Annotated in this window: 15 protein-coding genes; 8 read left to right on the forward strand and 7 right to left on the reverse strand. The window is 68.8% G+C overall.

Annotated elements, in window-relative coordinates:
- Positions 1 to 19 precede the first annotated feature (19 nt).
- Positions 20 to 1,507, reverse strand: coding sequence for a flotillin family protein (locus IRZ30_RS10630; RefSeq protein ID WP_294085057.1), 1,488 nt, complete (start codon positions 1,505 to 1,507; stop codon positions 20 to 22).
- Positions 1,508 to 1,511: 4 nt separating this feature from the next.
- The gene (locus IRZ30_RS10635; protein WP_294085059.1) at positions 1,512 to 2,156 is read right to left on the reverse strand and encodes a hypothetical protein; all 645 of its coding nucleotides are present in this window, start codon (positions 2,154 to 2,156) and stop codon (positions 1,512 to 1,514) included.
- 314 nt (positions 2,157 to 2,470) lie between these two features.
- Between IRZ30_RS10635 and IRZ30_RS10640 the strand changes: the two genes are divergently transcribed.
- Positions 2,471 to 2,707: a hypothetical protein gene (locus IRZ30_RS10640; RefSeq protein ID WP_012872817.1), complete on the forward strand. Its 237-nt coding sequence runs from the start codon at positions 2,471 to 2,473 to the stop codon at positions 2,705 to 2,707.
- A gap of 143 nt (positions 2,708 to 2,850) precedes the next feature.
- Positions 2,851 to 3,336, forward strand: a complete 486-nt coding sequence (locus IRZ30_RS10645) for a hypothetical protein (RefSeq protein WP_294085062.1) — start codon at positions 2,851 to 2,853, stop codon at positions 3,334 to 3,336.
- A gap of 489 nt (positions 3,337 to 3,825) precedes the next feature.
- Here IRZ30_RS10645 and IRZ30_RS10650 read toward each other — a convergent pair whose 3' ends face one another.
- Together IRZ30_RS10650 and IRZ30_RS10655 are read right to left on the reverse strand one after the other, a co-directional pair.
- Positions 3,826 to 4,056, reverse strand: a complete 231-nt coding sequence (locus tag IRZ30_RS10650; RefSeq protein ID WP_294085063.1) for a hypothetical protein — start codon at positions 4,054 to 4,056, stop codon at positions 3,826 to 3,828.
- Positions 4,050 to 4,418, reverse strand: coding sequence for a hypothetical protein (locus IRZ30_RS10655; protein WP_294085064.1), 369 nt, complete (start codon positions 4,416 to 4,418; stop codon positions 4,050 to 4,052). The genes IRZ30_RS10650 and IRZ30_RS10655 overlap by 7 nt, the downstream gene beginning before the upstream one ends.
- Positions 4,419 to 4,799: 381 nt before the next feature.
- Here IRZ30_RS10655 and IRZ30_RS10660 point away from each other — a divergent pair, with 381 nt between their 5' ends.
- Positions 4,800 to 5,627, forward strand: coding sequence for an ABC transporter ATP-binding protein (locus IRZ30_RS10660; RefSeq protein ID WP_294085065.1), 828 nt, complete (start codon positions 4,800 to 4,802; stop codon positions 5,625 to 5,627).
- On the forward strand, positions 5,624 to 7,321 hold the full coding sequence (locus IRZ30_RS10665) for a hypothetical protein (RefSeq protein ID WP_294085066.1): 1,698 nt from the start codon (positions 5,624 to 5,626) through the stop codon (positions 7,319 to 7,321). The genes IRZ30_RS10660 and IRZ30_RS10665 overlap by 4 nt, the downstream gene beginning before the upstream one ends.
- A gap of 23 nt (positions 7,322 to 7,344) precedes the next feature.
- On the opposite strand, the gene IRZ30_RS10670 is transcribed toward IRZ30_RS10665, so the two are convergent.
- The 3 genes from IRZ30_RS10670 to IRZ30_RS10680 all read right to left on the reverse strand — a co-directional run bounded on the left by IRZ30_RS10670 (position 7,345) and on the right by IRZ30_RS10680 (position 9,686).
- Positions 7,345 to 7,833, reverse strand: a complete 489-nt coding sequence (locus tag IRZ30_RS10670; RefSeq protein ID WP_294085067.1) for a hypothetical protein — start codon at positions 7,831 to 7,833, stop codon at positions 7,345 to 7,347.
- Positions 7,834 to 8,341: 508 nt separating this feature from the next.
- Positions 8,342 to 9,313: a queuosine salvage family protein gene (locus IRZ30_RS10675; RefSeq protein ID WP_294085068.1), complete on the reverse strand. Its 972-nt coding sequence runs from the start codon at positions 9,311 to 9,313 to the stop codon at positions 8,342 to 8,344.
- A gap of 73 nt (positions 9,314 to 9,386) precedes the next feature.
- Positions 9,387 to 9,686 (reverse strand): hypothetical protein, encoded by a 300-nt coding sequence (locus IRZ30_RS10680; RefSeq protein WP_294085069.1) that lies wholly within the window; start codon positions 9,684 to 9,686, stop codon positions 9,387 to 9,389.
- Positions 9,687 to 9,944: 258 nt separating this feature from the next.
- On the opposite strand from IRZ30_RS10680, the gene IRZ30_RS10685 reads away from it, so the two are divergent.
- The 4 genes from IRZ30_RS10685 to IRZ30_RS10700 form a co-directional block, all read left to right on the forward strand.
- Positions 9,945 to 12,440, forward strand: coding sequence for a tetratricopeptide repeat protein (locus IRZ30_RS10685; protein ID WP_294085070.1), 2,496 nt, complete (start codon positions 9,945 to 9,947; stop codon positions 12,438 to 12,440).
- A gap of 3 nt (positions 12,441 to 12,443) precedes the next feature.
- Positions 12,444 to 12,788: a hypothetical protein gene (locus tag IRZ30_RS10690; protein ID WP_294085071.1), complete on the forward strand. Its 345-nt coding sequence runs from the start codon at positions 12,444 to 12,446 to the stop codon at positions 12,786 to 12,788.
- A gap of 102 nt (positions 12,789 to 12,890) precedes the next feature.
- A complete protein-coding gene (gene ndk, locus IRZ30_RS10695) occupies positions 12,891 to 13,343 on the forward strand; it encodes a nucleoside-diphosphate kinase (protein ID WP_294085072.1) in 453 nt (150 codons plus the stop codon).
- A 101-nt stretch (positions 13,344 to 13,444) separates the two neighbouring features.
- On the forward strand, positions 13,445 to 13,984 hold a 540-nt coding region (locus IRZ30_RS10700), incomplete at its 3' end, for an MOSC domain-containing protein (RefSeq protein WP_294085073.1).

The raw sequence follows: 13,984 nt of genomic DNA on the forward strand, positions 1-13,984 counted from the left end.
GGTGAGGGGTAACCCTCGCCTACGACTCGCCACCGGGCGTCGGGGGCGCGGGGGGCTCGGTGTCGTCCGCGGGCGTGGCCGGTACAGGAGCGTTATTGTGCGGGAACGCGGCCGGGTTGGCCGCCTCGATGCTGCGCAGCCGCGACAGCAACTCGACGACGCTCTGCCCGGTCAGCGTCTCGAACAGCTCCGGCACCTGGGCGATCATCTTGGCCAGCTCGCCGGTGATGGAGCTGATCCCGTTGTGGCCGTCGCCGGTCGAGACGATCGTGACCTTGTCGACCCCGGCAAGCGACTGCGCAAAGGCCTGCGCCAGCTCCGGCATGCTGGTGAGGAGCTTGTCGAGCACCGCGGCCTGGTTGTACTCCTGGAACGCGGCGGCGCGCAGGTGCATCGCGTCCGCCTCGGCCTGCCCCTTGGCGCGGATGATCTCGGCCTCGGCGAGCCCTTCCAGCCGGATCGCCTCGGCGGCACCGGTCGCCTCGCGAATGCGGCGCTCCCGCTCCGCCTCGGCCAGCAGCTCGATGCGGCGCCGCTCGGCATCAGCCTGCTTGATCAGCGTCGCCTCCAGCTCGCGCTCGCGCCGCTGCACCTCCAGCTCCTGGACCTTGATCATCTCCTGCCGCTGGACCTGTTCGATCCGGACCTGCTCGGCGACGACCTGCTGCTGCGCCTGGTTGGCCGCGATGTCGTACGCCTTCTCGGCAAGCGCCCGCTGGCGCCGGACGTCGGCCTCAAACTGGGCCCGCTTGATCTCCAGGTCGCGCTGGGCCTCTGCCTGGCGCGCCTCGGAGGCCGTCTGCGCTACGACCCGCTCCTGATCGGCCTGGGCCTGGGCGATGGCGGCCTCGCGCATGGCCATCGCTCGCTTGATGGCGGTGTCGCGCTCCGCCTCAGCCTGGGCGATGTCCGCCTCGCGCTTGATGCGGGCCACGTCGGGCCGACCCATGTTGGCGATGTAGTCCTGGTCGTCCATCACCTTCTTGATGGTGAAGGAGACGACCTCCAGGCCCATCTTGCTCAGGTCGTCGGCCACGGTCTGCCGCACCCGACCGGCGACCATCTCCGGCTCCTTCACGATCTGCTCGACCGTGAGCAGGCCGACGATGCCGCGCAGGTGCCCCTCCATCACCAGCCGGATCAGCGCCTCGCGCTCCTGCTGCGTCTTGGTCAGGAACTGCTCGGCGGCGGTGCGGATGCTCTCGGGGTCGGACTTGACCTTGATCTGCGCCACCGCTTCGACGTTCACCGCCACGCCCTGCGAGGTGTAGAGGTCCTGGGAGGGCGCGACGTCGAACGACATCAACTCGAGCGACAGCTCTTGGTAGCTCTGGAACAGGGGCCAGACGAGCTTGCCGCCGCCGGTGACGATCCGGGTCCCGCCCGCACCGTAGACGATCAGGGCACGGTTCGGGCTGACACGCCGGTACATCGTGCCGATCACCACCATGATGAGCAGGACGGTGATGACGGCCACGACCGCGATCGTGATGGCTACCGTTGGCATGAGATCACTCCTTCGTAGTCGTCCCGCTCCGGTCACGCAACGCGGGGGCGGAACCGTCCTCTACCTCCTCAGTCCGGCCATTGGTCAGGAGTTCCTCGTAAGGCTGCACGGTTGCGATGCCACGCTCGTAGCTGAGGATGACGACCTCGGTCCCGCGCGGGATCGCGCGGCCGGAGACGCTGCGGGCCGCTTCGCTGCGGCGTACGCCGCCGAGCGAGAAGATGATCTCGCCGACCCCCGACTCGGGGATCCGCACACTGACCCGCGCCAAGGTCCCCTCAAGTGCGTAGTCGCGCGGGTCCATCACCCGCTCGCTGGCGATGACGGCGCGGAGGAAGCGGGCAACGATGAACGCCCCCGCCACTCCGGCGAGGATTGCCGCCAGTAGTGCCAGCAGGAGCGACCAGCCGGCGAAGCGAAGCAGGAGGAACCCGGCAGCGCCGAACCAGGTGAGGAAGGCGAGCAGCGACGCGAGGTTCAGCACCGGGAGGTGGTGCCCATCGGCGCCGTGGCCGCCCGCGTCGTGCCCCAGCCCGGCATCGGCCCCGCCGTGAGGGAGATGGATCGCGATATCAGCGGCACCGAGGATCAGCGAGGCAACGGTGAACAGGGCACCGAAGATGAAGCAGATGAGGAAGAAGGTGTCCATGGCTGGGGTGCTCCCGGCCGCGTCACCGGGATTGCGCCTGCCCGGCAACCCACCTGTCCGAGGTGACAGGATCATCACACGTGTTGACTAAACTTACGTTGCCGGCACGAAGCCCGTCAAGGCTGCGAAAGTCCTAAGTAACCGCGCCCCCGGCGGAATGCCGGCATCGCGTCCGGTCCCACCCCCGCGCCCCACGCGAAACCGCCACGATCCCGTCCTCCGGTCGTAGCGGCTTATGGCACGCGGAATGCAGGGAAGGTGCATGACCCGTAGTCACCGGTGTGCGCCGGCGCACCGAACGCAAGGAGGATCGCATGGCACGCTTGATCGTTGCCAACAGGCGCGGCCACCAGATCATCGAATGGGACCCGGCTGTCGACACGGAGGAATCCCGCTCCGCGATCGAGGAAGCCGAGCGCATCATCCGTGATGCCCGCCAGCGAGGCTGCCGGGTGTCCCGCAAGGTCGGCGACCAGCACGTGCTCGACGACGCGCCGTTCGATCCGACCGTTGAGGAGTATCAGATTATCGCGCCGATTGCAGGCGGGTAGCTGTGGCTGTATCCCGGGCCCCGCTCCCGGCACACGGGCGGGGTCCGGGGTGCAGGCCGGAAACGACGCCACGACCACCCAGCGGGTTGCCCCGGTGGGTGGTCCCGCTCGGCGGATGCCGGTGACCGACGACGAGGTGCCACATGAACCTGCTTGACCGTTTCCTCGACTTCCTCCACGGTCGCGACAGCGTGCGCGATACATCCGACGTACCGCTGGAGTTGCCCTGGACTCGTCGCTGGCACCATGTGGCCAAGCGCAGCGCCGGGCCGGACTTCCGCCGGGAGGACTACCGCCAGGCGCGCACCAACGCGCGCGAGGTCGCCCGCCTCACCCTGGGCGACGCGCTGTGGGAGCAAGCGCAGCGGCAGGGCTACCTCGACATCCCCTCCAAACGGTTCCCGGGAGTCACCTATCGCATCCGCATCGGGCGCCGGGTCGAAGTGCGCTGCGCCCCGGGCGTACGTGCCCCCTGGCCCTTCTCCTACCTGTGCATCAACCCGACCTACCCGATCCCGGACGAGGAATTCTTCGCCCACCTCTACCTCTACCTGCGCGACCGCGAGGACGAGGTCATCCGCGTCGCCGCCCCCCAGCCCTGGGACCAGATCCTGGGGCGGACGTTCTGAATTGACCGGGGCTCCGGCGGCGATATGGGTGCGAGGTTCGGGGCATCGCATGCGCTTGTCCGCTTTCCATGGTCGGTGCGTGCCCGGGGATTGAGGTCACGCCCGGGTGATATGGGTCCCGCCGACTGATTCGTGCCCGGGGCTAAGACGGCTGGTGTGAGTTCAGAGACCGCCCCTACCAGGCGATCAGGTCGGCCACCGCCTGCCGCGCCCGCGCTGCGGTCACCCTGGGCGGAGCCGGCCGGCACAGGCTCGCGGGCGACGGAGCGAAGGATCGCCCGTCGGATCGGCCACGCAACGACGGATGACAGCGACCGGGCGCTGGGGGCAGAGCTCCGGTGGATCACAGTAAGTCGTCAAACTCCATGTTGGGATAGGGGAGTTGTGTGTGGGAGCCAGGTGAGTCGCCCGCGCTCGTGACGGCGTAGTACCGAATACGGGTGATCGCTTGTATTCGTGACGTGCCAGAGCGCCCACAGGCGTTGGATATCAGTGGATCAGCCCCGCCTTCGTGAGGAGATTGAGCCCCGTTCCCGGACCGTAGACATGTTGAATGAGTTCTAGGAACCCGTCGATATTGCGTCTCCACGTCCGGTACTCATCCAGATAGGCGTCGATGCACTCGAGGACTGGTTCCTCCAGATTGAGATGCGCTTCCAGGACCTCTATGAACTCCGGCGGACCCCCGACCACGGCAAACTCGTCCGTCGAGGTCAGCACCCCCACGTCCCCTTCACGGAGTACAACGCCTGCCCCACCATCGAGATCCAGTCCTCGTCCTCATCAAGGAGATCGTATACATAGGAGTCGAGCTCAACCTCCCAATGGTGGTACTTATTCCACCCATCCCCTCGGTACATTTCGACGGTCGAGGCATACGCCAGCGTCTCCCCAAGACTCTGCGCTGCGGCGGCGATGGGCTCGTAGTCTTCAGGCTGCAGGAAATAAACGACCGGATAGAGGATGGCACGGCCCTGGACCCCCGCTTGGAAGGGGGCGGTAAAGGCATCCCCCGACCGGAACACGCGATGGAAGGCTTCCCTGGCTGCTCGAAGTTCTGGCTCGCTGGTTAGCTGCCTCACGACAGTCCTTTCTTCCTGCAGATACGCGAACGTGATCGTAGTCCTACAACCGTGTCTCGGGAAGGAAAGCGGTAACGGTGATCGGACCGGATGTCGATCTTGGCCTGTAGCCTACGTGTGCCATCGGGCAAGCGAACGAGACGGCCTGGGTATCTTGCTCCATCACGCAGTGGAGGTCGTGGGGCTGTTGAAGGCATAGGCGTAAAGACTCAGATGGCCCCGGCGACGCCGAGGGGGACTTCCCTCAGGAACCGCCGGAGGTTCGGACTGACAAGTATGACCTGCGCCGCTCGTGCCATGCCTGAGCGCCTGCCCGCGGTATAGTTGCCGGGGGCGAGCCTCGCGGGAATGACGGGCAGGTGCGGTGGGAGGAGCGCAATCATGCGGGGGAACGGACGCGGGCGGGTGTCAGGGCAGGATGGTTCTCCCGCGATCCGCGCTGTAGGCCTCACGAAGCGCTACGGGGACTTCACCGCCGTCGATCATCTCGACCTCGTGATCCAACCCGGCGAACTCTTCGGTTTCCTCGGCCCGAACGGCTCGGGTAAGACCACGACGATCAAGATGCTGACCGGGTTGCTGGAGCCGAATGAGGGGACCGCCGAGGTGGCCGGCTTCGACGTCTGGCGGGAGCCGCTGGCCGCCAAGGCGCGCTTCGCCTACGTGCCGGACGAGCCGAACCTCTTCCCCAAGCTGACCGGCCGCGAGTTCCTGCACTTCATCGGCTCGGTCTTCCGCGTGCCGGCGGATGTCTTCGAGCGCCGCTCTCGCGATCTGCTGGCGTTGTTCGACCTGACCGACAGCATCGACGATCTGATCGAGACCTATTCCCACGGCATGCGCCAGAAGCTGGCGATCAGCGCCGCGCTGGTGCACGACCCCGAGGTCATCTTCCTCGACGAGCCGACAGTTGGGCTGGACCCGCGCAGCGCGCGCACGTTGAAGACGCTCCTCCGCCGGGTGTGCGACAGCGGTGCGACCGTCTTCCTCACCACGCACATCCTGGAGATCGCGCAGCAGATGTGCGACCGCGTCGGAATCATCCAGCAGGGGAAGCTGATCGCGCTCGGCACCCTGGATGAACTGCGTGAGCGCGGGGGCCAGGCCGGCGCGTCGCTCGAAGACATTTTCCTGGAGCTGACCGGTGGCGCGGAGTCGGCCGAGCTGATCCAGGCGCTGGCAGAGGGCGAGCGGAGTGGCGCGCGATGACCGGTCTGCTCCTCTGGGCACAGTGGCGGCAGTGGCTGCACACCTGGCTAGCGCGGCGCCGCGTGCCGGCGATCGTCGTCGTCAGCCTCGCGGCCCTCAGCTTCGCGACCGTGCTCACGATCTTCGGCTACGCGATCGGCCGGAGTGCGTCGCTCGACGCAATTCGCCCGCTGGCCGGGCTGGCGCTGCCGGCCGTCGTCATCCTGGTCATCCTGGCCGACCTGCCACAGGTCTACGGGCAGCTCTACGTCGCGCGCGATGTCGAGTTGCTCTTCACGCTCCCGATCCCCACCCGCAGCGTCTTCCTGGTGAAGTACCTGCAAACGCTGGTGGTCGGGAACCTCCTCACCATTCCGTTCGTCCTGATACCCCTGATCGGCCTCGGCGTCGGGGCTGGAGCCCACCCTGTCTACTATCCGGCGGTGGTGGTGGTCGTCGTCACGGTGGTGGCCGGGGCGGTCGCGATCAGCTACCTCGTGACGCTGACCCTGGTGCGGTTCCTGCCGCGCAAGCGGCTCAATGAGCTGATCGTCGTCTTCCAGGCGCTGACCGGCCTAGTCGCCGCCCTATTTGGCCAGGTCTTCCGCTACTCCGACCAACTGGATCGAGCCACCGATGTGCTGCCGGTCGCTCCTGTCTGGCTCCCGACCACGTGGGGTGCGATCGCGCTGGAGCGGCTCGCCCGGGCCGACCCGATCGGCATCCTGCCAGCGCTTGGGGTCATCGCGATCAGCGGCGGACTGCTCCTGCTCTCCATGACGATGGTTGAGCGCGGCTTCCGCCTCGGCTGGGTACGACTCAGCGAGGGCGGCAGGCGGAAGCGGCCAGCACGGGAGCGGGCGGCATCCCATGCCCCGCTCCGCGGTCCGATCGCGGCGATCGCCGCCAAGGAGATCACCATGCTGCGGCGCAACATCCGCGAGTGGATGGCGCTGTTGCCGATGCTGGTATTCTTCGGTATCGGTCTGTTTCGACTGGTGACCGGTGATGGCGGGACGATCGCTCGCGACAACCCGACCGCGTCGTGGCTCATCGCCCAGGGCGGCCTGCTGGCCGTCATGGTCGTCGTCGTCCCCGCATTCGCCGCGCCGACCTTTGCCCGCGACGGGCTGGCGACCTGGGTCATCCGCACCGCCCCGCTCTCCGGCTGGCAGATCGCGCTCGGGAAGTTCGTGGTCTACTGGGGCTTGATGGCCGGGTTCGTCGTCGTGGCCGACCTCATCGCCGCGGTCATCCTCGGTTGGCCGCTGCTTCGGATCGCCCAAGGCGTGGTCGTCGCCGCGATCCTCCTGACCGGCGCGGTGGCATTGGCGGTGTGGATCGGGACGTTCGGTGCCCGCTACGACCCCCAGAACCCCCACAACCAACTGCGGACCGGCGCCGGGTTACTGGTGATGGGCGTCGCCGCGGTCTATTTCCTGGTGACGCTCTTCCCGGCCCTCCCGGCAATGGTCCCAACCAGCCTGGAGCCGGTCCTCGCCGGCATCGCGCCGGCGGCCTCGGGTTGGGCTGGCGTCGCCGTCCGTGCCGTGCTCGCGGCGGTAAGGCTCAAGATCGCGCACCCCGTGCTGGCCATCTGGCTCGGCACGCTCTGGCTTGTGGCGATCGGCCTGGGCGTCGCGGCGTTCGCCCTCTGGCTCACGGCACGGCGCGTGGACGCCGGGATCCAGATCGAGATCGTCGAGCGGGGGTAGGCGGTACAGGCGCCGCCCACGGCTCACGCCCGCACGGTCAACCGCTGCTCCGAGCCCTCGGGCTCCCGGGCGTAGGCATAGCCGGCCCCGGTCACGATCCCGCCCAGCACGTCGTACAACCGGTTCATTTCTTCGCGGCTCACACCGGCCACGCCCAGGATGTCGTCCACGGTGACCGTCATGTCGAACCGGTCCTCCAGCGCCTCGGGGAGGCCGTCGCCCGGCAGATCGGAGATCACGATCTCCCCCTCCTCGGCCGTCATGGCTCGCGAGTGCACATCCCCACCGAGCGCCTCGGCGCTGAGCTGAAGGAGCAGCGTGCTCGCCTCCACGCCGGGCGTGCCCATGGCGCCCCAGGTCTCGCCCAGCCGGGCAGCGGCATAGTCGATGAACCCGTCTATCCCACCTTCGCGCTCACGCACGTAGGCCAGCGCCAGGCCCACCAGCGTCAACCCGGTCAGCCGGCACCAGGCCAGCAACTCCTGAGGGGTATACGGCCGTTGCTCGAGCATCCGTCGCTCCCTTCGCTCCGTTGTCCCGGGCCTCGCTGGTGCCGCCGGGTCAAGACCGCGGCGCGCCCGCACCCGGGATGTGGAGAAATCCACGCCTGATGTGGATAACCTGGTGGATTTGTGGAAATCTGTGTGTACACCCGTGGGGTTGATGGGGAAAGCGCCCTCCTGGCCGTGGGTGGCGTGAGGATGGTCGTGGCATTGACACGGAAGTCACACCGGCTCTCCCCAGCCCCCTGTGGAGTCGTGGACGGCTTGTCCACACCCCACCCACGGGCGAAATCCCCGTCTGGACGCGGATCTCTCCGCTTATCCCCACCGTCCACAGCCTCTACTAACCACGACGGTTATCTTCAATCCACAAAAGAGATTAACACGCGGAGACCACCCCAACCCGGTGATGCCGGGAGCGCGGGTGGCCTTTTCTCGCCCAATCGGCGGGGGTGGCCCTCACCCCAGCTCCTCTTCCAACGTTGGGAGAGGGGGTTTTTCGGGAGTGCTCTCGCTATCAATAGAAAATCGTCCGGGTGCGGTGGTAGGGGAGCGTACCGGCAGGGAGGCGCTGGCCCTCGTCCCAGAGCAGCCAGTCCACCTGGTAGGCAGCCAGCGTGTGCCCACGGCTGGCCAGCGCGCGGCGCAGCTCCTCGACGCCCCATATGGTCGCCGCGCGGATCTCGACCTCCTCCGGGCTGCCGGCGGGGATCTCCTCCCGGCGGGCGAGCCGGTCGTGCAATTGCGGCGCGTAGCGCAGAATGCCGAGGTGGTGGAGCACCTGGGGTACCTTGTAGTCGGCGAAGGCGGTCAACTCCGCCAGGTCGTCGAACGCGCCGAGGTCGGACCCGTCGAACGCGCCGTAGAGGTCGCTCACCAGGATCTGGGCGCGTTTGTAGAAGCGCACCGGCGCTCCCTGGTAGACCGCCACGTCCCGGAATGAGGGAAAGGCGCTGGTCACGATGTCGACCAGCACGACGGCGCTCCTCCCGGCCGCGGCGATGGCTTCCGAGAAACGGCCGCCGAAGCGCTCGATCAGCACGGTCCCGGTCTCGCGGAGGATGCGGGCACGCTCGTCGAGCAGCGGGATCTCCGCCTCGCCGGCGAAGATGGCCGCCACGTCGTCGCGGGTGATTCCGGCCAGGTAGCGGGCATCGGTGAGCGGCACACCCTGTTCCAGTGCGCGCTTCAGCGAGGCGGCCAGCGCCCAGTACCCGTCGTAGACGGCGCCGGCGTACTCGACGCGCCAGCGCGGCTCGCCCCAGAAGCAGAAATTGACCGCATCGAGCACGAGGATGTAGTTGGCCAAGGCCTCCCGGCCGTCGCTCCAGTGGAGTTCGCGGTTCCAGGTCGGCGGCGTCACCTGCCGGGCGGCGAAGGCCTCGGCCGCCTGGGCGACCGCGTCGTGGTCGATCCGCACCGCCTGTGCCTGCTCCACCACGCGCAGCGTCGTCGTCAGGACGCCCAGCCGGTCGCCGGGGTCAGCCATAAGCCCTCCCTCCATTCGGGCGCTCCGTCGTCCGAGGAGAGCATAGCACGGGGCGGCGTGTGGACCGGTGCGGCTAGGGCAGATGCAGGTCGTTCGGCTCGAGGTCGAAGCCGTACGTCGCGGCGATGTCGCGCAGGTGTTCCATGGTGACATCCGGTTCGGACGTGAGGTAATACCAGATGCCATCCTCCGAGGGGGTGGTCTCCCCCCGCTGGAAGTAGCGAACCTGGCCGTCGATGGCGTTGAAGTAGTAGCCCGGCTGTTGCACGTCCTGGTCACTGTCGAGCACGATGTCGTGCTCCTCCGGATCGGTCTGGCCGGGGTTGGGGCGCGGCTGATTTCCGGGTCGGGGAGCGGGGTTTGAACCTCGCATTGCGACTCCTCTCCGCGGCGACCACCGGCTGGTCTCGGGGATGCTCATGCAGCATCCGTGCCAGACGCAGGCGGAGCGGGCATTGCCAATTGGGAGGATTAGGCTACCTGTCCACCGTTGAGGAGGGGCGAGACCGCTCCCTATACTAGCCGCATATGCCGGCTGCGGAGAGAGCCATCGTGGGCGTCAGGCTGCGCGGCAGGTCAGAGCAGGACGACTACGCAGGACGACCATCGGTCCCACGGAATCGAGGACGATATGCCCGCGCTACTGCTGGCAGAGGCGGTCCAACAGGCACAAGACGCAATCAGCGCCGGCGACTACCGGCGTGCCGTTGAGACGTGCCGTCAGGTGCTCCACTCCTACCCCGATTGTGTCACCGCGCACCGGCTGCTCGGTGAGGCCTACCTCGAGCAGCGCGATGAGGCCGCCGCCGAGCGTGCGTTCACTGCGGCGCTGCAGCGTGACCCGCAGTGCGTCGGGGCCTACGTCGGCCTCGGCCTTATCGCCGAGGCGCGTCGCGACTCGGAGGCGGCCCTCGCCTACTTCCAGGCTGCCTGGGAGATCGCGCCGACGCGCGGCGACCTGCGCGAGCGGGTGGTGCGGCTGGCGCGCGATACCTACGGCCCGGAGGGGCGCCTGCAACTGACGCGTGCCGCCCTCGGGTCGATCCACTACCATGCCGGCCGCTGGGGCCGCGCGGTGAGCGAGTGTGCCGCCGTGCTGGCCGAGTATCCGGGGCGTGTGGACGTCCGGCTGCGCCTGGCCGAGGCGCTCTGGCGCCGGGGCGAGTGGGAGCGCGCAGCCGCCACCTGCCGGGCCGTGCTGGAACAGTCGCCCGGGGCCTTCGGCGCCCTGGTGCTGCTGGCGGACATCGAGCGCCGCCTGGGGAACGACGAGGAAGCGGCGAAGCTGCGCGAGCACGTTCAGGCCGCCGACCCCGACGGCTCCCGTGCGGCGGAGCTGCTTGCGGCCGTACCGGACCGGGTCGACTTCTTCCTCCCGGCCGAGCCGCCGGTGGTGGAAGAGGTCGCCGAGCCGACCGTTGATGTCGAGCGCCCGCGCATCGGCCCCGCGCCCGATTTCACCGCGCCGGAGATTGACGAGACGCCGGCGACGACGTGGCAAGCCGCTGCGCCGGAGCCAGTTATCCCCGTCGAGGACGCGGCGGACGCGGCGGACCCGTTCGACGTTCCGCTGCCCAGCGATCAGGAGCTGGAAGCCGCGCGCCCCGACAGCCTGTCCACCGCGGGGTATACCGGCCTGCTCCGCTCACTGGAGGACAGCGGCATCGAGCCGTTCGACGCCGCGGCGTTCGGCGACTCCGACGCCGGCCCCCCGCCGTGGGTGCTGGAGCCGGAGGAATCGGCACCGGCTGAGCCGGAGCCCGCCTTCTCGGAGCCAGCCGAACCGGAGCCGCTCGCCGCGGCCGCCGCGCCGGCCGCAGAGCCGGCCGAGGAGGAGCCGGATCTGGCGGCGTTGCTCGGCATCTCCAGCGATCAGGAGATCGAGGCCGCGCGGCCGGATGACGGGCCGCTGTCCGGCTACACGACCATCCTCCGCTCGCTCGAGGACACCGGGCTGGCGCCCTTCGACCCGGGGCTGACCGCCGAGCCGGCCGCGGCGCTGCCCGATGAGACACCGGAAGAGACGCCCGAGCCGGAGCGGGACCTCGTAGTGCCTGATGTCGCAGCGGAGATCGACGCTGGCGAAACCACTGCCGGAGAGGTACTGGCCGGGGACTGGGATTCGATCGACCGGGAGATCCTGGAGGCGATCCCGGGCGAGATGCCGCGGGGTTACACCGACGAACTCCGCAGCCTGGATGCAGCCGGGGTCGAGCCCTTCACGTTCGACGAGGAAGAGATCCCCTTCTTCCAGCGCACACGCCAGGACGACGTGCTACCGGTCGCGGAGGAGCCCGCTGTGGCCGAGAAAGGCTCCGTGGCCGAGGAATCCCCTGTGGCGGAGGAGGCGGCCGACACCGAGGCCGAGATCGAGTCGCTCGAAGCGGCTGATCTCCCGGCCGAGGCGGACGTTCCTGCACCGGCAGCCGATGCGGCCGACGAATCCGCTGAAGCGATGCTGCTGGACGAGGTGGATCTGGCCGGACTGGAGGAAGAAGTCGAGTCGACGCTCGCCGAGGTGGACACGGCTGGGCTGGAGGATGAGGTCGAGCCGGTACCCGCTGAGACGGTCGTGGACGAGGCGCCGGCGCTGCCGGAGTACGACGAGGCGGGCGATGCCGCCGCGGTGAGCAGCGCGATCGAACGCCTGGGCGTCGGGCCGGACCTTGTCGAGCGGGCGCGCGACGCCAAGGAAGAGCTGATTGCGTCCGGGCGGATCACCGGCGACCAGCCGTTGGAGCCGGCCGCCGAGACCGCTGCGGCGCCGGTGGAACCCGAAACCGGCGAGCCGGAGGGTGTGGATCTGGCCGCGCTGGAGGGCGCCGTGCGCGAGCATCCGGAGTCCAGCGAGGCGCGGCTGGCGCTGGCCGAGGGGCTGGTGGAAGCCGGGCAGGCCGAGACGGCCTTGGAGCACTACCAGTGGCTCTACCGCCACGCGCCGGACCAGAGTGAGGCGGTCATCCGCGGGTTGATCCGGATCACCGAGCTGGCGCCCGAGTCCGCGCCGGCAGCACACCGGCTGCTGGGGGCGATCTACCGCAAGCGGGGCGATGTGCACCTGGCGTCCCGGCACTACGGCCTGGCGGTGTCGCGGGCGCAGGGGCGGCGCGGCGAGCGGAGGGGGTAGCGCGTGGAGAACTACCTCCTCGACCTGCTCGAGTACCGCGACGTGCTGGCCGTCGTCGCCACCACGGCCGACGGGCTGATCGTGGCCACCGCGGGGCTGAACGGCGACGATGCGGAGGTGCTGGCGGCGTCCGGGTCGGCTCTGGCGCAGCACGTGGTCCAGCAGGGCGAGCGATACGGGAGCGTCACCGTGCAGGGGGGAGTGCTCCACCTGCTCGTCGGCGACGAATTGATGCTGGTCGCGCTCACCGATCCGGCCGCGCCGGGGGAGCGGCTGGTGGACGTGATGGACGGGGTGCTGACCCAGCTGGCACAGGTGATCCGCGACGACGGAAGCGCAATCGAGTAGCGTGGAAGCTATGGTAGGCTAGCACCGCCGGCAACGCCGGCGGTGTTTTGTGTCTGGATGCGGCCGAGAAGGGCCGAGCGGGTAGAGCGGAGGGACACGAGCGTGGAGCGAACGCTCATCATCGTGAAGCCGGATGGGGTGCAGCGCGGGCTGATCGGGGAGGTTCTGGCCCGGCTGGAGCGGCGCGGCTTGAAGGTCGTCGGGCTGAAGATGATGCAGATCAGCCGCGAGCTGGCCGAGCGACACTATGGGGTGCACCGGGAGCGGCCGTTCTTTGCCAGCCTGGTCGAGTACATCACCTCTGCCCCGGTGGTGGTCGGCGTGCTCGAGGGGCCGAAGGCCATCGAGGTGACGCGGGCGACCGTGGGGGCGACCAACCCGGTTGACGCCGCACCCGGCACCATCCGCGGCGACTTCGGCCTCACCATCGGCCGGAACCTGATCCACGCTTCCGACGGGGCGGAGAGCGCCGAGCACGAGATCAACCTCTTCTTCCGGCCGGAGGAGCTCGTCTCCTACGAGCGCGCGGTCGATCCCTGGATCATCGAGCAGTAGCCGGCGCGGGTGTTTCACGTGAAACCTCCTCGCCCGACGCCTCCGCCATGTTTCACGTGAAACACCCCTCGGCCCCGGACAGCAGCGAACCGGAGGGGTCTATGATCGGACGAGTCGTGGCGGTGAGCCGCAGTGCAACCCACACCATGAGCAAGCCGAACCAGCCGGTGATCACGCTGCTGGCGGGACTCGGCGTCGCTGGGGACGCGCACGCCGGGATCACCGTGCGGCACCGCTCCCGCGTGGCCCGTGATCCGAACCAGCCGAACCTGCGCCAGGTCCACCTGATCCACGCGGAGCTGCACGAGGAGCTCCGCCGATCCGGCTTCAATGTCGCGCCGGGACAGATGGGCGAGAACATCACCACCGAGGGGATCGACCTGCTCGGCCTGCCCACCGGCACGCGCCTGCGCCTCGGCGAGGAAGCCATCGTGGAGATCACCGGCCTGCGCAACCCCTGCAAGCAGCTCGAAGGGATCCAGCGCGGCCTGATGAAGGCGGTGCTCGATCGCGACGAGCACGGCAATCTGATCCGCAAGGCCGGCGTGATGGGTATCGTCATCGCCGGGGGCGACGTCCGCCCCGGCGACCCGATCACCGTCGCACGGAGACCCCCCCCCCCCCCCCCCCCCCGGCGGAGG

This window comes from Sphaerobacter sp. (assembly GCF_019683595.1).
Classification (GTDB): domain Bacteria; phylum Chloroflexota; class Chloroflexia; order Thermomicrobiales; family Thermomicrobiaceae; genus Sphaerobacter.

What these genes read in the sequence shown, in the direction of transcription:
- IRZ30_RS10635 (WP_294085059.1), bottom strand. Translation starts at nt 2,156, where the DNA reads ATGGACACCTTCTTCCTCATCTGCTTCATCTTCGGTGCCCTGTTCACC.
- IRZ30_RS10640 (WP_012872817.1), top strand. Translation starts at nt 2,471, where the DNA reads ATGGCACGCTTGATCGTTGCCAACAGGCGCGGCCACCAGATCATCGAA.
- IRZ30_RS10680 (WP_294085069.1), bottom strand. Translation starts at nt 9,686, where the DNA reads ATGCGAGGTTCAAACCCCGCTCCCCGACCCGGAAATCAGCCGCGCCCC.
- IRZ30_RS10645 (WP_294085062.1), top strand. Translation starts at nt 2,851, where the DNA reads ATGAACCTGCTTGACCGTTTCCTCGACTTCCTCCACGGTCGCGACAGC.
- IRZ30_RS10670 (WP_294085067.1), bottom strand. Translation starts at nt 7,833, where the DNA reads ATGCTCGAGCAACGGCCGTATACCCCTCAGGAGTTGCTGGCCTGGTGC.
- IRZ30_RS10630 (WP_294085057.1), bottom strand. Translation starts at nt 1,507, where the DNA reads ATGCCAACGGTAGCCATCACGATCGCGGTCGTGGCCGTCATCACCGTC.
- IRZ30_RS10660 (WP_294085065.1), top strand. Translation starts at nt 4,800, where the DNA reads ATGCGGGGGAACGGACGCGGGCGGGTGTCAGGGCAGGATGGTTCTCCC.
- IRZ30_RS10665 (WP_294085066.1), top strand. Translation starts at nt 5,624, where the DNA reads ATGACCGGTCTGCTCCTCTGGGCACAGTGGCGGCAGTGGCTGCACACC.
- IRZ30_RS10675 (WP_294085068.1), bottom strand. Translation starts at nt 9,313, where the DNA reads ATGGCTGACCCCGGCGACCGGCTGGGCGTCCTGACGACGACGCTGCGC.
- IRZ30_RS10685 (WP_294085070.1), top strand. Translation starts at nt 9,945, where the DNA reads ATGCCCGCGCTACTGCTGGCAGAGGCGGTCCAACAGGCACAAGACGCA.